A 21,538-nucleotide genomic window follows, 5' to 3' on the forward strand; every position below is an offset into this window, starting at 1 on the left:
ACGTCCCCCGGTCGCCTTCCCGCCTGTCTAGTGAGCGCTTGATTGCGTGGGAGCTGGAGTGCTCGGTTGAGCGCTCTTTTGTGCGCTTTGGCTCGGAGTGGGCTGCTCGATCAGCTGCCCATCGTCCCCGATCTTCACGCAGGCCTTCGTCGGCTGTGAAGAACGACCGTTTTCCGCCACCGAAACAACCTCGATGCACACGTCACCGGGAACGGTCTTCACGGAAACCGCATTCTGACGAGTATCCGCGACGACATCATCTTGGCCGGGCTTACTCACCGTGTACACGTAGCGCCTGCGGCCAGCCGAAGAGGAAGCAGCCGCGGGATCCGTCCAACTCCACTGAATATTGTCCCCGTTCACGCGGGCAACGAGCTGCTCGACCGCAGGCGGAGGAACCGAAACAGGATCTTCTCCTTGAGCGCTTGACGTCACGCTTGCGGAGGGAGTCGGGGTCGTATCGCCGACACCGACAATCTTCCCGCCGCCCGTCAGCATTGCGACAATAACAGCGCCTAAAACAACCATTCCCAAGACGACAAGCGCAACGATCGCGATGATTCTCTTCGGGCCCGAAGCTCGACCATCTGGCAGATATCCCAAGGGATGCGAGGTATCGAAAGTGTTCTCGGTCGTGTGCCCTGGAGCTCGCCACGAGTCCGGCGCAGGCGCATAGCCCGCCCCAAACGCCTCGCTCGCCCCTCCCCCAGGTGCAGGCACCTGACCCATCTGCGGATTAGCTGCGGAAGGATCCCCAAGTTCAGTAGCGCCAGCTTGCGTTAACGCCGCACCTGAAGCACCCTCCTGAGCTGCATTGATCCCCGAGGCCGTGGCCGGGCTGGCAGGAACATCGCCGCCAACAGGCCCCCCGGTAGCTGCGGGGGAAGTAAAGGAATAATCGGGAGCCGACGAGGGGCGAAGATCCACAGAAGATGGACGCAGGCGCGTACGCTCCGCATCAATCGATGGCATCGCACGAAGACGCGTTGCCTCGTCTTGAGCGGCTCCCCCGGAAAATTGATCCGACTGGTCCGCATTCCATGACGCAGAAGAGTCCGCCGAAGACCCCGATGCGGACTGCCCACCAAAACTGGAGAGCGCATTTCCATCGCGCAGCTCCATCTTCGTCACAGGACGCCCCATGAGCGTCTGAATTTCTTGGAGCTGACGGCCTAACTCGGCGGCAGAAGAGGTTCGCTTTCGCGGATCCAATTGCATCGCGTGGCGCAAGACCCGTTCCAGTTCCTTGGGGGCATCAGGGCGCGAAAGACCACGAATTCGTCCCTCGTACACGCGGGCGGCAACAGAAGCAGCACTATTGTCACCAACCGGGTCCTCGAAAGGACTACGACCGCTCAGGAAAGTCCACAGCGTGGTTGCCAGCGCCCACACGTCCTGGGTCGGATGCGCATGAGTCGAACGATTGTGCTGTTCCGGGGGAGCCCAAAGAACAGAAAAACCATCCAAGCTCCCCTTCTCCAGAGCACCGATGCGAGCAGCAACACCAAAGTCACCGAGCACCGGGTAGGAGTAGGAATCGAACATGACATTCGCGGGCTTGATATCGCGATGAACATAGCCATTGCGGTGCAGCATTTCGACGCCGCCGCACAGCCTGATCACGACGTCAAGCGCACGATCCACAGCCAAGGGCATTCGCCGCACCTGCTCGGCCACATTTGCTACCGGGCAAAACTCCATCTCCAGATAGGGACGCCCATCCGGAGAGGTTCCAATGGAATACAACTCCACCACGGCGGGATGGCCGGCGATGGAGGTCATCACATCGGCCTCGTGGCGAATCTGCGCATACTCCACCTGATCGCCCACCGAGCGCGCAACCTTCACGGCAACTTCGCGCGCAGGCTGTTCTTGGCGATACAGATGCACGTCCGCGAAACCACCCGAGCCGAGCGAACGCAGCCACGTGTGACCAGGCAGTTCAGGGGGCGGAAGACGACGTGCTGGAACCGAAGGCGTCATGACTGGTGTCCTCTAAAAGGATGGCGGAGGCGTCGACGAAGCACCCCAAGCGGAGATGCTCCATGCTTTTGGCGGTAGCGTGCGCTCAAAGAGGTCACAGACAGTGCACGACGAATCCTGGTCCAACGCGACGCATTCGATTTCAGCTCACTGCTGAGTTCATCAACGATCTGCCACGATTCATCGGCCTGCTGCGCAAGGGCCTCGTCACCGGAGAAGTCCGCGGTATCAGCCGCGCGCGCAACGCGTACTGGTCTGGGCAATTCCTCACCAAACTGGTACCACTGCGCGTTCGACATTGATCCAGGCTTCGCGGCACTCGCCGGCCACAAAGGTGAAGAGGTGAGCATCCACGCGGCCTCCTGGCGAGTCATATCCGTGGGAACGACAACGCCCGCATCGCGCGCAAGATCAACGACCTCATCCCACGAACCCGTAAGCGCACGTGAAGGCACAGCCCCGCGACGCTTCTTACGGCGACGACTCTTTGCCACAAGAATGGCAAGCAACGGAACCGTCAGCAAGGCAAGAACACCGCTACCGGTTGCAATAGCTCCCCACGGGATCTTCAAACGAGAATCATCATTCGAATCCGAACCACGATCCGACGTCGAAGGCGGAAGATCTGCCGGTTCTTCGGGAGGCTCCGGGGGTTGGAGCACCTGGGGACGCGGGACCGAGCGAGGACGAGTTTCCTCTGTAATCGGCTTCTGATCCCTGGGCGGTGTCGGGTCAAAAATCGCCCAGCCGACACCCTGGAATTCAACCTCAACCCACGCGTGAATATCTGAACCGCGCAGGTCAATGTCTCCACCCTTCGAGTCATTCGGGTAGGCGCCCATGACAACGCGAGCGTTCATGCCCAAGCTGTGCAGCATCAGGGCCATGAGCACGGAGTACTGCTCATCGTCACCGACCATCTGCTCGCTTTCGAGCATGCGAGTCAAACGGTCCGCGCGGCTACCCGGGCGGGACTTGGGATCATCGGCGTTCTCGTAGAAGCCCTTCTCCTTCAGGTGACGTTCGATTGCTCGAGCTTTTGCAAGGTCTCCCTGCTCGGCAGCAGACTTCTGGGTTGCGAACTCACGAATTTCGTCCGGGACACTGGTGTCTCCACCGGTATAGGGCACAGCGTGAGTTCCGGAAAGCTGACCATCAGACCAGATCGGAACGATCATCGACTCCGTGGAATACTCCATGTTCCCGCCCTGGACATTCTTCGTGGTCGACAGTGCGGCATTAGCCCAGGCATCGTAGTAAAGACCGTCCTGAAGAGTCGTCGCTTGCGCGGTAGCTTGAGTACCCGAGGCAGATGCGTCCTGGTTGAAGACCATAGTCGAGGGGGTTCCCACGATGGGGACCCACGGCCCCAAAAGCTGCGAGGTCTTCAAGGACATCTGGGCGGTCGAGCTGCCTTCAACAGGCTTGTGCTGAGGCAAGGTCGATCCGACGTGAATATAGCCGTTTGACGGTCCCCTACCCGGCGACAACATGGTCATCGTGGTGCCGTCGTAGCTATCCATGACACCGATACGCACGCGCGCGCCCTCGGGCAAACCATCCACGTGAATCAATGTGTCTTCTTTGAGATCCACGTTGTAGTGGCGGAAAGCAGACAAAGGCGAAGGATACTGGCGAGCATCCAACGGGGGTTGAACGACATCACGCAGAACGATGCGCGAATACCACGGGCCGTAAAGGTTCGTCAGTGGAACAGCTGCGCCCGCAACCAGGGCAATAACCAAGAGCCCGCCCGCAATTTGGCGTCCCACGTGGATCGTGCCCTGCGACCCTCCCCGAGTTGTTTCACCCAGGGTCGTTGCCGCATCGGCATCGATCGCTCCTCCGACGCGAACGTCTAGACCGGCCTCGAGGCGACGATACTGTCCTGCCCACGCGCACCAGCCCAAGGCAAGCGCCCACCACACAGCGACCAGGTAGATATTCGGGAAAGTTCCACCTTTACCCCACGCGATGCCAACAATGCCCATGATTGCAACGGGAAGAACCGCCGCGATCGCGCGTCCTGACCGCAGAACGAGGAGAGCTGCGATGAAAGAACACAGGAGTCCCGTCAGCCACGGAACCATCGTGGGACCGATGTACGCCGAGGCCGGAGGGGTAACAGTTAACAGGTCTTTCCACGAATACACGACCTGTAAAACCAAGAGCTGCAGGGTCCGGGCGGTTGGAAGGCCATAGAAAGTCGTCGAGGGATAAGCAGCCACTCCGCCAACAAGGAAGTGGGTCGCGATGAGCCCCGCAATCGAAGAGATCGTATCCCAACGCCAGAAGGACGAGACCCACGCAACGAAAAGTCCCGCAGCAACGCCAGCGCCGGCGGCACGCAAGCCAGCCCACGAACCGAATACGGCCTCGTGAATCCAGATTGTTGGAAGGAAAAGCGCAACCAAGCCGATGAGGAACCAGGCGGGCAAACCGGCGCGCGATACTTGGAAGCCCGCGCGCGCATCAAGATGAAGGCCTTGTGTTGATGTTGTCATCAGGACAGACCCCCCGCTGCTACCAGTCGAGGCAGATCGTCAAGCGTAGGACAATCCGCCAAGGTTCCATGACTCAAGCGACGCATCTTCGGGTGCCCCGGACGAACTCGGACAACTGCGCTGCGCACGTCGATCGGAATCGCGTTGAGCAACTGTGACGCCTGATTGTCGTCGACAGTCGGGGCGACAACCACGGTGACGACGGAAAGGCCCGGGCGCTTCGCGATGGCCTCGCGCAGGCGAGCCATCAGGTCTTCCTCCCCGGAATCCTGAATCGCACACAGGGCATCCAACATGCGCGTTGCGGCAGTCGTCGTCACCCAATCGGTGACGGTCGATAGTGACACATTTCGAGAGGCAGCCATATCTGCAACCGCAAGCGAAGCCGCAACCGACACCGCATTTTCAAAGGAATCGCGATCGCTCCACTGTCCAAGACGGGTATCCAAAATGATCAAATGGTGAGAACGACGCGTTTCCTCGAATTGGCGAACAACCAAGCGGCCCGTGTGTGCGCTCATCGGCCAGTGCACATTACGCCGGTCATCACCGGGAACGTAATCGCGCAAGGCATGGAAAGACACATCCGACGAGGATAGTTTCGCGGTTGTCACGCCTTCGACGTCCGCGTGAATACCCGTGGCATCGAAAGGAATACGGATCGTCTTGGGGTGAACGTACAAAATCACAGGCTTAGACCAAGTGCCAATACGACGAATCAAACCCAAGGGATCGGCTCGAAGCGCGCGAGCGGGACCGACGGTGACAACGCCACGGCGGTGAGTAACGACCGAGAAAACCTCACTCCAGACCTCACGACCCCCCAAAGGCGGAACCAAGAACTGCAAGGCCGAGGACGCAATAGGAAGCTCGATCAGACCGCTGCGCGCACGGCGATCCGAGGTGTTTTCTGCGGTAATTTCGCCGACGGCCGTCTGCCCGGCAACAATGCGCTGACGCGGAAGACGAATCGAAACCTTGTGAGGGGACGGGACAATCACCCAAATGATGGCAATAAGGAGAGCACCCGCACCTGCGCAGGCGATGAAGAATGCTTCGACCCAACCCCACAGGTACGAGACGAGTGCAGCAAGGAGTACCGAGGCACCAACAGCCCAACCGACAGAAGTCACCGAGCGCGCGCCGTGGCGCAAGTACTTCATGCCTGGAGCCGAGGCAACAGAGTGCGCAAACCGCGCAATGCCCTGGCGGAGTCCACTCAGAGATTCACGCAGATTTGCGCGCGCCGAGGCCAAGGATGAGCGCTTCTCAGCACGCTTACCAGAAGAGTGCTTACCCACGATCACCCACCTTTACTCGATACTGCAAGGATGCGCGCATTATCAGGCGCTCACCGCCGGAGCGGGAACCGAAGACAGTGCGCGAGCAATCACGCCCTGCGCGGTCGCTCCCGAGAAGGCCGCATCCGGGTCGACAACGATACGGTGTGCCCACACAGGTGCAGCGAGCGCCTTGATGTCATCGGGGAGGACGAAGTGGCGGCCCTGAGCGGCTGCCCACACACGCGCGCACCGGACCATGCCAATGGCGCCACGGGTCGACACACCCAAGGTTGCGCTGTCATCTTCGCGCGTGGCCTCGGCAAGGGCAGCAACGTACTCGAGCACGGCGCGCTCGGTGTAGGTCTGCGCGGCCAAATCCGCCAAGCGCACAACCTGACCACTATCCAACAGGGGCTTGAGGCGCTTCGAGCGGTCCGGGGCCGCCGAACCGTCGAGGATTTCCGCCATGGCTGCACGCGAGGGATAGCCGACCGAGGCCTTCATCAAGAAACGGTCAAGCTGAGCTTCGGGGAGCGGGTACGTTCCCGCCTGCTCCACAGGGTTTTGCGTTGCAATCACCATGAAAGGGCGAGGCGCAGCGTGAGTCACGCCATCGACCGTGACCTGCGCTTCTTCCATGACTTCCAGGAGAGCGGACTGAGTCTTGGGCGAGGCGCGGTTGATTTCGTCAGCCAAGACGATGGAAGCGAAAATCGGGCCCGAGCGGAAATGCCACTCGTTGTTCTTCTGGTCGTAGACATTCACGCCGGTGATGTCACTGGGGAGCATGTCGGGCGTGAACTGAATACGCGAATGAGTACCCGCAATGGTCGCGGCAATAGCGCGAGCAAGAGCGGTCTTTCCGGTACCCGGCGCGTCTTCCAGAAGGAGGTGTCCCCCGGCGAACATGGTTGTCAGTGCCAGGCGGATCACTGGTTCTTTATCCAGAAGCGCCTGAGAAATACCGCCGACGAGGCCAGCGAAGGTTTCTGCGAAACGCTGGGCATCTTGCGTGCTAAGCGCCATGGGAGGGACTCCATTCATCTTTCAGTGTCGAGTGATGTGCATATTGATTGTGTGTGGCGGGGTTGGGTACCCCGCGCGGGGCGGAGGGACGTGGTGTCACGGCTACCTCGCAACTGAGCAGGTGACTCGGCCGAGCAAAATCGGAAGATTACCCGAATTTGCCTTACTGAGTCGAACGCCCGTTTCGAAGGTGGAATTTGGTCCTCCTCGAGGAGTGAAGGTCGCGTAGCTCTGCGAGAAGTCATCCCACATCGAGCATCGCAGTGGCACCGCGTCACTTGCCCATGTCGAGGGCAATGTAATGCTGACCATCTGGCATTCCGCTAGCTCTGCCCCACGAGCATTCGCGGCGGTGCATTGAGATGTCGAACCGCTGAATGTACCGGGAATGTTAATCTTTGCGGTCTCAATGTTGGTTCCCGAGAGACGACCCCAAGTCGTTCCCAAAGAGTTTTGAGAACCGACAGAAACCTCGAGGACCTGCCCACCACTTGGGTTCAAAGTTGCGCTTCCCTGCAGGACCTTGCCCTGCGTGGGGCTGGCAGGGCCTGACGAGTCCTTGTACCAGAGGATGACTTCATCTGGGGCAAGGTAGCCAGCAGGCGGGGTTGCATCCCAGCTAACGACGACTGAGGTACCGTTCAGAACCATGCTGTACGTGGGAGGTGCCGGCTTCGAGTTTGCCTTTACCGTGACGGGCACAGCGTTACCGGGCACATCTTGGCCGTTCACATTTCCAACCTGGCGGATGAAAATCTGAATGTCGCCATCAGCTCCGACGTTGATGGTTTCGCCGCTGGTCACAGAATTCCACTGCCCATTTCCGCCAGAGCTTCGCGACCACTCCAAGTGCAGGTTGCGGTTATTGAAACCCTGACCGGGTGCGACAGCGAGGCCGCTCACCTTGGTCATTCCGTGCTCGCCCGTTGCGGTTGAAGAGAAGGACGACACATTCGGGTTCAGAGGCGAGGTATAGACCTGGAAGGCAACCTCAGATGAATCCGAGCTTTGATCGCGCCAGTTGTAGGCGCGGATCTTCACATGGTAGTTCTCACCGGTGGCGAGTTCCGCAGTGTACTCGTTCTTATCTCCACCAACTTCACCAACGGAGCGACCGTTCACCTCGATGGTGTAGCGGGTGATTTCCGCACCATTCGCGTTGGGGGTTGGCCACGTGAAGCGGACACGTCCGCGGTCACCTGAACCACCAAGGTTCTCGACGCGAATACCATCCGTGCGCTCAGGCGGTCCGAAGGGAACGACCTTCTGCGAGTTCTGAGACGTCGGTGAAGGTTCTTCGGCACCGTTACGCGCAGAGATCGCCACCGAGTAGGTCTGACCGTTTCGCAGACCATCGACTCGGTATTCGGTCACGTTTCCGGGGACCTCAATCTGGCGCGCGCCACCGTTCTCGTAGACGTAAAGCGTGTAATTACGGATTGCGGAGCCTTGGTTCGTCGGGGGTCTCCAGCGCACGATAATTGCACCGTTTTCAGCCTCGACGGTCGGAGGAAGCGGCGCTTCAGGACGCATATCAATGAGAACTTCAGCCGAGGCCGCCGAGGGATCGGAGGTACCGACCGCATTGTGTGCGACAACCGTGAAGGAGTGGCGAAGACCGTTCTCGAGGCCGTTCAGCTGACATGAGCCAGACTGGCAGGAATAGCTGCGGCCAGTTGCACGGTCCGTAGCAGTGAACCCGGTAATCGTCGCACCGTTATCTGCTCCCGCCTGGAAGGTGACCAGAGCAGAACCGGGGCCGGTCGCCGTGACCGAGACATTCGTCGGAGCATCGGGACGGTCACGGACAACGAGGCGTACCTTGCCTTCGACGATACGGTCCGGGTCACCGGTCGCATCCATCAAACGGTACCTAACCGTCATCTGCCCGCGGAATCCAACAGCGGGGGTGATATTCAGGTTGGTGCCCTGAGGATCAACGGTCCCTTCACCAATTTGGATGGAGGCACCGACAACGCGAATGGGCGTTCCCGGGAAGGGGTTGATCGTGTAACGAGTCAGATCGACGACTTCAAGTCCGCCCGATCGTGCTGTCTCCAAAAGTGCATCGGAAACCTGGATGAGGGGGCGAGTCGATGCGACAACCGTAATGGGCAGCTGACCACTGACCGCACCGGCGCCATCATCAACGCTGACGGTCACCATGCCAACCGGCCCCTTGGCACGGTCGACATCGGCGCGCACCAACAAGGTGTGTCCGTCAAGGCTAATTGACACGCCCTCGGGGAGGTTCGAAATCTCGTACTTGAAGCCAGCAGGATCCGCACCTTCTGGATCACGCACCATCTGTGCCAGATCGACTGCGGTGGCTTCTTCACCTGCAGCGACCCGAACTCCGGTCGGAACGAAAGTGACAGGCTGGTTTTGGGTCGCCTCGACTTTCAAGGGAATAGTCAGTGTCGAGGTCAACGCCGAGTCATCCCCTGCCGCTCCATCGGAGACTTCGAAGGAGAAAGATGACTTACCAGACCACTCTGAATTCACATGGAAGTGAACGTGGCGGTCATCGCTCAGGGTCATGCCCTCATCAATGCCGGCGGAGGGACGCAGCGTCGCCGCATTGGTAATGCGCGGGCTGCGACCGTCACGAACAATGACGTAGTCGGCGATATCCAAGGAGACATCTTCACCGGCTCTCACCTTGACGGGAACCTTGGTGGTGTCAATAGCCGGGTGATTGCGTTCCAGTCCGGGGACGGACACAACCGCCGAGGAACTTAAACCATCAGCGTCAGTGATCGTGTAGACGATCAGCATGCGCTCTTCCTTCGGAGTAATCACCAGGTCAGAGCCGGAAACCTCGACTCCTTCGGCCTTCGTCGTGACGCGGAGGTTATTGACATCGCCATCGGGGTCCTCGTCATTAGTCAAGACCGAGACCTTAACAGTTCCACCCTTGGCGGGAAGCTGCGAGGCGGAAACAACGTCATCGCGTGCGATCGGCGGTTGAAGTTGGGCATCATTGGCGACGTTAATGGTCAATGTGCCACGTGAAACACCGCCGCGATTATCCGTGACCTGGTAGGACACCAAGTAGGAGCCGTCCGCGGCAGGAGTCGTCAGGAAGATGGAATTACCGTGAATTTCGGGCTTGAGTTCTTCCGTCGTGGTCTGCAAAGAACCCGGAACAAGCGAAATCGTATCGCCATCGGGATCGATGTCATTGGTAAGGACAGCGACACCAAGCTGCCTATTAGGACGGGTAAGAACCGTGTCCGGTACCGCCGTTGGCGGCTGGTTCAAGGTAGCCGGAGGCGCGATACCAACACGAACTCGCGCCGAAGCCTGCTTACCCTGACGGTCTTCAACGATGTAGGTGAAGATATCGGTTCCAATGGTATTCGGGGCAGGGGTGTACTCCAGCCAATCGACGCCGAGCTCAACGGTGCCCTTAGTCGGGGATTGCTCGATGCCAACAAGAGTCACCGAGTCACCGTCGGGATCGATACCGTTCAAAGGCACGGAAATTCGCGTTGTTTCACCGCTGACTGCCCACGCAGTCAATGCCTTCGGCTGAGGCTGAGCATTCGTTCCGTTCTTCTCCAGAACCTCGAAAGTAACCGTTGAGGTTGCCATGTTTCCGGCGCTATCGCGAACCGTATAGGCCACGTGCATGACACCGGGTGTATTGCCGGCCTCGAGGCGGACCAAGTTACCGGTCACGAAAGGCGTACCCACGGCCTCGTTCGGGGTGTACTGAAGACTCGGGTCAACCTTCAGAGTCAATCCTGAAGGAGAACGGTCGTTGGCAAGCACCGGAACCGAGGCGATATCTCCGACGCGCACGCGAGTGCGGTCAGGCTGGAGCTCGGGTGGGAGTTTCGTATCCTCAGCAGTCGTAGGAACCACGGTCACACGTGCACGAGCTGTATTCGTTCCGTTGGAGACCACGTAGTCAAAGGAGACTGACGAATCCAAACCCGCCGGCGCAGTAATGCGCAAGAGGTGACGGTCAACCAGGGTAACTTCCAGTCCGAGGCCGTCGGGAACCTCGACCTGCTGAACGACCAACACGCCACCGGCCGGATCGGAGTCATTATTCAGCGGAGCGACAAGGGCGGAACCACCCGCAGGAAGAACTGCCAAGTCATCTTCGGCGACGGGAACTGCCTGTTCATCAACTTGGACAACATCGACTCGGACCACGCCCAAAGCGGTCGCCGGGCCATCACTCACCGTGTAGGTGAACTGGTAAGAGCCAGGGGCCTGTGCGACAAAGTTGACGGTTCCCAGTTCAAGATCCGGCGTGATCTGGCTACCTGCAGGAGCAACAGAAAGTGCAACCAATGAGAGGTTGTCACCGTTGGGATCGGTGTCATTTGCCAAAGGAGAAATCGTCGTGATTTCGCCAGCACGCGCGACATAGAAGTCCGCGTTGGCGACCGGCGGAAGGTTACCGGGATTTTGGACATTAACGGTCAAAGTTCCCGAAGTGGTCGTACGGCCGTCAGAAACTTCCAAAGCGATGGTGTGGATTCCCACGCTGGCGCCCAGGTCACGAATCTGAAGAGTTCCTTCTTCGCGGAACTGCAGCTCAATTCCCTCCGGGGCACGCGCGTTGGACAAGAAGATCGGGTCACCGTCCGGGTCCTGCCAATCCGTCAAAACGTTGTATTCAATCTGCGCGCGGTGTCCCAGAGCGATACCCGGATCGCGCAGCTGCTTGGGACCAGAATTCATATCCCACGGGTGGACGGTCACCGTCACCTTCGCGGTGTCAACTGCCTGGCCGTCGGAAGCCTCGTAAGTGAAGGACGTACTTCCTGTTTGGTTATCAGCGATATCTGTAATCTGCAGCGCTCGGCCACCGCGAGTGCGCGTGACCTTACCAAATTGAGGATCGGTCACTGGTCGAGCAGTCAGAACATCGCCGTCTGCGTCTGAATCGTTGTTCAGAACAGGAAGAGTAGTTGTGCGTCCCGGACGAATACCGAACTCATCATCAACTGCGTCGGGAGGCGTGTTGTGATCTTGTCTTTGAGGATCAGCAATCTGGTCCGTGATCTGAGGAGAATCTTCTTCCTTCTCCTTCTTATCAAGATTCGGATCCTGCTTATCCCAGTCATCCATCAAGACCATATTGTGTTCGGGCAGCCATACGGATCCCGAAGTAGTGTCATTCAGGACAATTCGAGTGCGGTTTGTTCTAAAGACGATCGTCGTTGCTTTCTTCAGGGAATCAACGATCATCTGATTATTCAGGCTGGGATCCGTGCAGTTACGAACATATGCGCCCGATTTTGCCCATGCCCCATACGCGCATCCCTTATGAAAGACAGGACGCGCGGGAGTTCCTGAAGCCCCATCACTTGATGCCGGGATCTTCGTGACCGCACCACCCTTGAGGGGGACCGAGATCAGTTCACGATCAGTTGCAAGAAGGACCGAAGAGGAATCCGGGCCGACATCCTGGAGGGTAACGGAAGCACTAATTCCATCATCTGCAAGATTGCGCAGGGAGCCATCGGGAAGAACCAGAACCCTGTTGCGAGTATCCAAGGCGACGGGTTGTTCACCAACAGCGGTCAGCATCAATTCGGCGTTAGCCGACAGCCCCTTGATGTCGGTGGACTTGAGACGGTCGAGCTGCCCCTCGCGAGTCACACTAATTCGACGTCCAGCACGCGGGGAGATCGCAAAAAGAGTGCCCTTTTGGGAAACAGTTGCAACGCCTTGATCCATGTCGGTGGCAACTGCGCCCTCATCCGTGTATGCGGTTGATGAAGGGCTGGATACCTGGGAAAGCCAGACCTGTCCCCCCGAGGCATCCATAACTGCCAAGCGCGAGCCGCCCTGAACAACGCGGGCATTTTCGGGCAGAGACGTTGCGGCACCCAGTGACACCTGAGCAACATCAACCGGGGCAACCGAGTGAGCGGTCTTATCGGTAAAAGTCACATCATTGCCGGACTGCCCGATATCGAATTCCGTCGTATTCGCTCGGAAAGCACCATCGAGGATTCGGGAATCGTAGTTCAGGTGGCCAACGAGTTTCTTCGAAGAATTCGTCACCCAAATGCCGCCGTCATCGACGTCGACTTCAGCGGTCGTAACGCCCTGGTGAAGAATGGCAAGAGTTGAAACAGTGACAGTGAAAGCCGCAACCAACGCAGCCGGAATCCGGCGTCGGTTCATGCGCTTTCGCTGAACACTATTCTTCTGCTTCATTTACTTCTCACCACTCTTGCACAGGATAGAGGTGTCGATTCTTAAAGTTGACCTCTTTTAGTGTCCCATGCACTGCCCTCATTTGAGGAACTGAAGTTCAATTTCACACAGGCCACTTTGAGCTTTTTCCCGGAATCTCGCGAAAAAATTCGCAGAAATTACATTCATGTACGTATTGAGTGCTGTGGACAAGTTGCACACACAAGCCGGGCGGGGGCCTGCGCAACAATTCTCGCAGACCCCCGCCCGGCCTCGTACAACAAGTCACGGCGAACTCAAGGGGAACTACCCAAGGACGTCCACCGCTTAGGGCCTCACTGGCCGTTGAAGGTGAACTCTCGTTCTTCTCCTTCGCCCTTCACGCCGACAGTGACAACCTGCCCCGGAAGGATGTCTCCGAAGAGAATGCGCTCGGAAAGCGCGTCCTCGATATCGCGCTGAATCGCGCGACGCAGCGGACGAGCACCCAGAACCGGATCGAAACCGCGGTCGGCAAGCAGCTCGCGCGCCTCGTCGGTGATCTGGAGCTTCATATCCTGAGCCTCCATGCGCTTGGCAAGGTTGGCAATCATCAGATCCACGATCTGCTTGATCTGTTCCTTGTCCAGCGGCGGGAAGACAACGACCTCGTCCACGCGGTTGAGGAATTCGGGACGGAAGTGCTGCTTGAGCTCTTCGTTCACCTTTGCCTTCATGCGCGAGTAATCGTGAGTGATGTTCTCGGTGGACTGGAAGCCCGTGAGCACGCCCTTATTAATATCGCGCGTGCCAAGGTTGGTGGTCATGATGATCACCGTGTTCTTGAAGTCAACCTTGCGGCCCTGCGAGTCGGTCAGGCGGCCTTCTTCCAGAATCTGCAACAGGGAGTTGAAGATATCCGGGTGAGCCTTTTCAACCTCATCGAAGAGGACAACAGAGAAGGGACGACGACGGACCTTTTCGGTGAGCTCGCCGCCCTCGTCGTAGCCGACGTATCCGGGAGGAGCACCGAAGAGACGCGAAGACGTGTGCTTCTCAGAGAACTCGGACATATCGAGCTGGATCAGCGCGTCCTCATCACCGAAGAGGAATTCAGCCAGGGCCTTCGCGAGCTCCGTCTTACCGACACCGGTCGGGCCGGCGAAGATGAAGGAGCCACCGGGACGCTTCGGGTCCTTCAGGCCGCTTCGAGTACGACGAATCGACTGAGCCAGAGCCTTAACCGCGGCATCCTGCCCGATGACGCGCTTGTGCAGCTCGTCTTCCATCTTGAGCAGCTTCGCGGACTCGGTCTGAGTGAGCTTGAAGACCGGGATACCGGTCGACATAGCCAGAACTTCGGCGATATCGTCCTCAGTCACCTCAGCGATCGAGTCGCGCGAGCCATCGCGCCAGCTGGATTCCTTCTGCTTGCGCTCTTCGGTCAGCTTCTGCTCTTCATCGCGAAGAGAGGCGGCCTTCTCGAAGTCCTGGTCGTCGATCGCGGACTCCTTATTGCGCTTCACTTCGGCGATCTTCTCGTCAAGCTCACGCAACTCAGGCGGCGCGGTCATGCGGGAAATACGCAGGCGAGCACCGGCCTCGTCCATCAGGTCAATGGCCTTATCGGGAAGGAAACGATCCGAGACGTAGCGGTCAGCCAGCTCGGCGGCGGCCTGGATCGCAGCATCGGTGATGATGACGCGGTGGTGGGCCTCGTAGCGATCACGCAGGCCCTTAAGGATGCCCACGGTCTCTTCGACGCTGGGCTCGTCGACCTTCACCGGCTGGAAACGGCGCTCAAGAGCCGCATCCTTTTCGATGTACTTGCGGTATTCGTCGTTGGTGGTCGCACCGATCGTCTGCAGTTCGCCGCGCGCAAGCATGGGCTTGAGCATCTGCGAGGCGTCAATGGAGCCTTCCGCAGCGCCGGCACCAACCAGGGTGTGGATCTCGTCGATGAAGAGGATGATGTCCCCGCGAGTGCGAATCTCCTTGAGGATCTTCTTCAGGCGCTCTTCGAAGTCACCACGGTAGCGCGAGCCGGCAACCAAGGCGCCCATATCAAGGCTGTAGATCTGCTTGTCCTTGATGGTTTCGGGCACGTCGCCCGCAACGATTGCCTGGGCGAGGCCTTCGACAACGGCGGTCTTACCGACGCCCGGTTCGCCGACCAGAACGGGGTTGTTCTTCGTGCGGCGCGAGAGGATCTGCATGACGCGCTGCATTTCAGTGCGGCGGCCAATCACCGGGTCGAGCTTGTTTTCGCGGGCAGCCTGAGTGAGGTTGCGGCCAAATTGCTCGAGGATCGCCGAATTCGTCTGGCCGCTTCCACTTGAGGAAGCGCCGACGCCAACGCTTTCACGCCCGTCGTCGCCATTGCGCTGGTAGCCAGAGAGGAGCTCGATCACGGTCTGGCGGACCTTGCCAAGGTCTGCGCCGAGCTTGATGAGGACCTGTGAGGCAACGCCTTCGCCTTCCTTGAGCAGGCCCAGGAGGAGGTGCTCGGTGCCGATGTAGTTGTGGCCAAGCTGCAGCGCCTCACGCAAGCTCAGCTCGAAGACGCGCTTGGCGCGGGGGGTGAAGGGGATGTGTCCCTCGACGGGCTTTTCACCTTCGCCGATGATGTCGATGACGGCTGAGCGAACGGCGTCCTTGTTGATGTCAAGGCTTTCGAGCGCCTTGGCTGCCACGCCCTCACCTTCAGTGATCAGGCCGAGAAGCAGGTGCTCTGTCCCGATGTAATTGTGATTGAGGCTGCGCGCTTCGTCCTGCGCGAGGACCACGACCCGTCGGGCCCGGTCCGTAAAGCGTTCAAACATCGTTTCTCCCTTTTGTTCAGATCGCAGCGAGGCGCAGGCGACCTGGTTTTCACTGACTCCCACACTACGGGGAACTCAGGCCGCGCGCGCGTTTGTTCACCGAGGGCAGATGGGTTTTACGGAGGCTCGGAGAGTATTTCGGGCCCGATACCCGTGCCCAATCCCTGCCCGGTCCCCGTGCCCACCTTCGGACAAAGTGCGTCAGAGCGCGAGAGGAAAGGACATGATCTGAACTCAGCGCCTTCGTTATGACGCACTTTGTCCGGGGGGAGGGGGAGGAGTGCGGGAGGTGACGGAATGCGGGCGGGGAAAGGGGAAGAAGGGAGGAAGCGGGAAGACGCAGACCCGACGCAGCAAAACCACCGAAAACTGACAAAGGCCGGAGCTGTCACCAGCTCCGGCCCTCTCCTACGACTTGTGTCTAGACCTCAATGACCAAGGTGTAAGGTCCGTCATTGACCAAATCGACCGACATCATTGCACCGAAACGTCCCGTTTCAACATGGATTCCGCGCGCACACAGCTCATCAACAACGGCATCAACCAGCGGCTCTGCCACAGGCCCAGGCGCAGCCTTCGACCACGATGGGCGGCGGCCCTTGCGCACATCGCCATAGAGAGTGAATTGAGAAACGATCAGTACGGATGCCCCGCTGTCCTGAATCGAGGTCTCATCCTCGAAAATGCGCAGCTCAGCGATCTTGCGGGCCAAGGTCTTCGCATTCTCGACCGTGTCGTCATGAGTCACTCCAACGAGGACAACGGCTCCCGGACCGTCAAAGGCTCCAACAACCTGGCCATCGACCGACACTGATGCGCGAGTAACGCGCTGCAAAATTCCACGCATGGGAGTGCTCCTTGGCTCCTCAGTTCATCATCCGCTTGTAGCTGTGCATCCCATAGTTACCAGCGAGACAAGCATCCGGGCAAGACTGAGGCTTTACCGGCTACCTATTGACTTCCCACCAAGCGCTGGAATATCCGGTCGACGCAATTCGGGATTATGAAATCCGGTCCCCGGACGTTCCTTCGGCGATACCGAAGATTTCCCGTCGACCGGCACGATCAGCTCTTGCGCAGCTGCAATTCCATCCAAATCCAGCACGACCTGGGGCGGAAGGGCGCGCGAAACCAGTGCCAGCGCGATCGGCCCCATGTCTGCATGACGCGCAACCGAGGTCACGATTCCCACGCGACGACCGGAGAGTTCGATAAATTGTCCACGCTGGGGGATGTCGCCCCTGGATCCGTCCAGTTGGAGGAAAACCAATCGGCGTGCGGGCCGCCCCAGATTCAAGATTCGCGCGATGGCTTCTTGCCCTCGGTAGCAGCCCTTGTTCGTGTGCACTGCGGTTCGCAGCCAGTCCAGTTCCGCGGGCATGGAGCGCCCATCAGTTTCATATCCCAGACGAGGCCGCCACGCCGCGATGCGCACCGCTTCCCACGCGTTTATTCCCGCTGCGCGGCGCTTGGGCTGGTCATTGCTCCAGGCCTGCCAGAACTCGCGCGCTCTTTCCTTGGGAATCAGGTGGATATGGAAGGACACATTCTTTCCCGGGTGCGAGCCACGGAAGTACTCTGCTCCCCCGTCAACCACGCCTGGCCACGGGTCGTTCCAGGTCATCGCGACCTGTTCATAGTTGGAAACACCACTGTTTCCAACGCTTCCAAGGATCCACCAACCTTGGGAGAGCGTGACTTCAACGCGGAGCGCGAAACGCATGGAGTTCAGCCAATCCGCAAGGCCCTGCGCGCTTTTGCGTTCCGTCACGAGGTAGAGCATTTCCCCGTCGTCGATCGCGCCGGCCGCGTATTCGATGTGGCCCTGAGGGTCGAGGATCAAGAGTTCCCGTGATTCCCCCGCTTCGATTCCCGTGAGCACTTGACTGGAAATCGAGGTGAGCCACGTCAAGCGATCTGGTCCGCCAACTTCGACGATGGCAAGATCGGGATGATCAACCAGCGCGCGACCGTCTTCTAAAGCCCACTGTTCTCCGGAAGGATCACCGTAGTGAGCGATAGCGCCATAGCCTGCCGCATCAGATTCCTGCGCGGTATTTTCCGCACCGCCAGTCGCTTCTTCGAAGTTCCCTTCTCCTGTCTGATCAGCGTCAAGATCATCGAGCACAACAGCGCCGGGAAGTTCCGCCAGCGGAGACACCCACTGCGTTTCACCGCCCCTTCCGCCATCACCGAGGCCGGCTCCCCCGATATCCGAAAAGAAACCTTCTCCGACCAGCGTCACTTACTCTTCACCAGCCTCTTCATTGACGCGCATGAGACGTCCCGACAATTCAACCTTGTCTTCTTCACCGTCAAGCTGCTTTTCGTTCGCCCACAGCATTTCGCCGGCAACCAGGCCGTACATTCGCGAAAAACGTTGGTAGACAGTTGCCGCAGGATCACAAATCAAAGCATCTGTTTCCATCTGAACGCGCGGCCCCATGGAGCGCCCAACCCAACGAGCGCAATAACCGTCACTTTGCGCACCCTGCGCAACCATTTCACGGGTCTCAAACTGGCCGGGTTCAGGCAGCACCCCGGACCCGGGAAGTAGAGACACATAGAGCGTTTCTTCGCGCATGAGATCGCCAATTTCGAGGGCGGCTACGCCCGTGGCTGCATCCCAGATGGGATCGATCGGCTCACGCGCGCTCGCAGAGTAAATCCTTGTCACGAGCTTCATCTGAACGCCGCTAATCAGACCCTCGACCTCTTCATAGATCGGCTGGTCTTCGCCTTCATCGACGCTGAGCATCCCCCAGCCTTTCCATTGGCCGAGCATCCAAGCCAGCGGGGCGATTTCAGTGGGCAGATTTTCTGGAATGACCATCATGCATCCAGACTAAGCGGCCCCACCTTCATCTGCGAACCGAAATTGACTGCCACCGCCCATCCGTGCGCGAATACCCACATGGACCGGGGTCTCGAGGCAATGGCTCCCCTAAGCGAAGGCCCCACGTCAAACGGGTCTCACACAGGGATTACGCGGCCAATCACTCCACGCAAGTCCCCGGACACTACCAAGCAGCCACGGCCTCGGAAATCGGCTAAATACCACCGATCCGGAACATGATGTACACGGGCAAGGCGGCGAGCAGGAACTTCGCGCTCCCACGCGCAATCGCGCCCATCGTCGGCCGCGCCCACTCGGTGTCCCCCATGAAACCATCCAAAACAATGACAACCAAGGCAACCGCGATTCCTGTAAACACTCCCAAAATCACGACAGCTGTCGTCAGCCCCGAATAGGCCGCGAGGCCGGGCAGAACGATTGGACTCAGGTCCGCACTTTGGCCGAGCTTCCACACCGCGACAGAGGCAAGAACGCCCGACAATAGAGCCGCACCAAGCGCTCCAAAAGACTGCGAACGGAAACTCGCACCAATCTGATCGCCCCACACCGTGCACGAGACAATCACGCAAGCAATCGGAACCGCGATCCTCCACCCCTGCGAGGAAGCAAGGGTCACCCATGACGACGCAGAAACAACCAGGAGCAGCGCGGTCATCGAACTCATGAGCGAAGAAGTCGTCGAGCGCGCCGCCCACACGACCCGCCCACTCTTCGAATAATCACGCGGCGTTGAGGCCGTAAAAACCTCGACAATCACAAGGCCAACCGTCCCCAACCCCATGACGGCAGTGGCCGCCATAAGGTCGGCGGTGAAAGTTACGACGCCCGCGGAAACACAGCCTGCGAGGCCGACCGTGACCTGGGCTGGGACCGTGACCTTCGTGTTCGTCAGCGATGGCCAGCCCGCCGCCAGCAGGCACGAGGCCAAGGCGACGACAACCGCGCACGCCCAGGATTCCCATGGTGAGAACCAGAGGGCACAGGTCGCGACGGAGAGAAACAGCACCGTAAGAGCAGATGTGTGGAGGCCGCGACGAAGCTCGGGTTTAATCGACCGATGCTCGTGAGAGTGCGTGCTCGAGTGGCGGCCTTCAGCCGCAAGCGCGAGTTCTCCCGCTCGAATACCGTGCCGAACACGAATAATGCCTGTGCTCAGTGTCACGGGCTCAATCGTGTCGTCATACTCGAGAACACTACGCGAAACCTGGGTGGGGCTTTCTTGCGCGGGTTCTTCCACCGCGCGTTGAGCAGCGAGTTCACGCTGACGTTCGCGGCGCGAGGGTAGTTTCGGAGGGGATGACTCGAGGTTCTCCATTCCTCTATAGTCCCACATGGATGCCTCCGGGGTCTTAATCCCAGCGCGGAGCCCCATCATGCGCATGGCACGCTCGTGTTCTATGCTCTTGCATGCGTACCGAGTTGTTAAGCCCCGGGCTCCAACTTCTGCCGCTACGAGCGGCCTTCGCGCCGACAGGCGCTTTCGGCTCGGTGCGCGCTTTTTTATGCGCAAATGGCGCTTACATGCACCAACGCCGCGCTCCCCCTCAACAAGGAAACGCGGCGCCGGCCTTAAAAAATCACGTGGTGTTGGAGGATTACTCTCCAAGCAGCGGGAAACGAATGACCGTTGCCTCGCGACCGGGACCAACACCGATCGAAGAAATCCTGCAGTTCACAAGCTCTTCGAGGCGAAGGATGTACTTCTGTGCGGCCTCGGGGAACTCATCGAAGCTCCGGCAGCCGGTGATGTCCTCGCTCCAGCCCTCGAGCATCTCGTAGACGGGGGTGGCGCGTGCGAAATCGACCTGATCCGGGGGCATTTCATCAACGACAACGCCATCAAGCTCGTAGCCGATGCAGACGGGAATTTCCTTGTAACCGGTGAGAACGTCGAGCTTGGTCAGGCACAGGTCGGTCAATCCGTTGACGCGCGTTGCATAGCGAACAACAACGGCATCGAACCAGCCGGTGCGACGCGGACGCCCAGTGGTGACGCCAAATTCTCCGCCGCGCGTGCGCAGGTCGTCACCGACCTCGTCGGTAAGTTCGGTCGGGAAGGGGCCCTCTCCCACGCGAGTCGTGTAGGCCTTTGCAACACCGACGACGCAATTGATACGAGTCGGGCCAACGCCCGCGCCCGCGAGTGCGCCACCGGCCGTCGGGTTCGATGAGGTCACGAAGGGATAGGTTCCGTGATCGATATCGAGCATGGTTGCCTGCCCGCCCTCAAAGAGAACGGTATCGCCGCGGTCAAGAGCATCATTGACGACCAGGGACACGTCGCACATCATCGGCTCAATGCGATCGGCGAAGGACAGGAGGTGGTCGGTGACTTCAGTGGGGTCCAGGGTAGGCAGACCCACGGCCTCGAAAATCGTGTTCTTGGGGGCGAGTGCGGCCTCGACCTTGGCGCGCAGCGTCTCGGGGTGGAAGAGGTCCTGGATGCGGATACCGATGCGGTTCATCTTGTCCGCGTAGGTCGGGCCAATGCCGCGTCCGGTCGTGCCGATCTGGTTATTGCCGCGGGCGCGCTCGTTGGCTTGATCCATGAGGCGGTTGTAGGCGGGGATGATGTGCGCGTTTGCCGAGATCAGCAGGCGCGAGCAGTCCACGCCTCGTGCCGTGATGGTCTCGATTTCATCGAAAAGAACATCGAGGTCAACGACGACGCCGTTACCGATGATCGGGGTGACGCCTTCGGAGAGGATTCCCGCGGGCAGGAGGTGGAGGGCGTACTTCTCGCCATCGATGACGACCGTGTGTCCCGCGTTGTTGCCGCCGTTGAATTTAACGACGTAGTCAGTGTGTTGTCCCAGCTGGTCGGTAGCTTTTCCCTTGCCTTCGTCGCCCCATTGGGCGCCGAGAACGATGACGGCGGGCATGTTTTCTCCGTTATTCAATGCGTTGAGCGGGTAT

11 protein-coding genes are annotated in these 21,538 nt (G+C 59.2%); all 11 read right to left on the reverse strand.

The genetic code is table 11. The annotated features are described in order from the left end of the window. Positions 1 to 27: 27 nt before the first annotated feature. The gene (locus ACWNMW_RS03875) at positions 28 to 1,983 is read right to left on the reverse strand and encodes a protein kinase domain-containing protein (RefSeq protein WP_449490090.1); all 1,956 of its coding nucleotides are present in this window, start codon (positions 1,981 to 1,983) and stop codon (positions 28 to 30) included. Beyond that, positions 1,980 to 4,487, reverse strand: coding sequence for a transglutaminase-like domain-containing protein (locus ACWNMW_RS03880; RefSeq protein WP_449490091.1), 2,508 nt, complete (start codon positions 4,485 to 4,487; stop codon positions 1,980 to 1,982). The genes ACWNMW_RS03875 and ACWNMW_RS03880 overlap by 4 nt, the downstream gene beginning before the upstream one ends. Continuing rightward, positions 4,487 to 5,788: a DUF58 domain-containing protein gene (locus ACWNMW_RS03885; protein WP_449490092.1), complete on the reverse strand. Its 1,302-nt coding sequence runs from the start codon at positions 5,786 to 5,788 to the stop codon at positions 4,487 to 4,489. Before ACWNMW_RS03885 ends, ACWNMW_RS03880 begins: the two co-directional genes overlap by 1 nt. A gap of 42 nt (positions 5,789 to 5,830) precedes the next feature. Next, a complete protein-coding gene (locus ACWNMW_RS03890) occupies positions 5,831 to 6,796 on the reverse strand; it encodes an AAA family ATPase (RefSeq protein ID WP_034500429.1) in 966 nt (321 codons plus the stop codon). A gap of 102 nt (positions 6,797 to 6,898) precedes the next feature. Further along, the gene (locus ACWNMW_RS03895) at positions 6,899 to 12,985 is read right to left on the reverse strand and encodes an Ig-like domain-containing protein (protein ID WP_449490093.1); all 6,087 of its coding nucleotides are present in this window, start codon (positions 12,983 to 12,985) and stop codon (positions 6,899 to 6,901) included. A gap of 314 nt (positions 12,986 to 13,299) precedes the next feature. Next, the gene (locus ACWNMW_RS03900; RefSeq protein ID WP_299059333.1) at positions 13,300 to 15,765 is read right to left on the reverse strand and encodes an ATP-dependent Clp protease ATP-binding subunit; all 2,466 of its coding nucleotides are present in this window, start codon (positions 15,763 to 15,765) and stop codon (positions 13,300 to 13,302) included. 421 nt (positions 15,766 to 16,186) lie between these two features. After that, entirely contained in the window at positions 16,187 to 16,612 is a 426-nt protein-coding gene (gene dtd / locus ACWNMW_RS03905) for a D-aminoacyl-tRNA deacylase (RefSeq protein ID WP_449490094.1), read from the reverse strand. A 93-nt stretch (positions 16,613 to 16,705) separates the two neighbouring features. Next, positions 16,706 to 18,010: a CAF17-like 4Fe-4S cluster assembly/insertion protein YgfZ gene (gene ygfZ, locus ACWNMW_RS03910; RefSeq protein WP_449490095.1), complete on the reverse strand. Its 1,305-nt coding sequence runs from the start codon at positions 18,008 to 18,010 to the stop codon at positions 16,706 to 16,708. Beyond that, a complete protein-coding gene (locus ACWNMW_RS03915; RefSeq protein ID WP_449490096.1) occupies positions 18,011 to 18,601 on the reverse strand; it encodes a heme-binding beta-barrel domain-containing protein in 591 nt (196 codons plus the stop codon). A 214-nt stretch (positions 18,602 to 18,815) separates the two neighbouring features. Continuing rightward, positions 18,816 to 19,937 (reverse strand): hypothetical protein, encoded by a 1,122-nt coding sequence (locus tag ACWNMW_RS03920; protein WP_449490097.1) that lies wholly within the window; start codon positions 19,935 to 19,937, stop codon positions 18,816 to 18,818. 280 nt (positions 19,938 to 20,217) lie between these two features. Next, positions 20,218 to 21,504, reverse strand: a complete 1,287-nt coding sequence (locus ACWNMW_RS03925) for an adenylosuccinate synthase (protein WP_449490098.1) — start codon at positions 21,502 to 21,504, stop codon at positions 20,218 to 20,220. Between the last annotated feature and the right edge of the window lie 34 nt (positions 21,505 to 21,538).

It is taken from the genome of Actinomyces sp. Marseille-QA0893 (genome assembly GCF_976954355.1).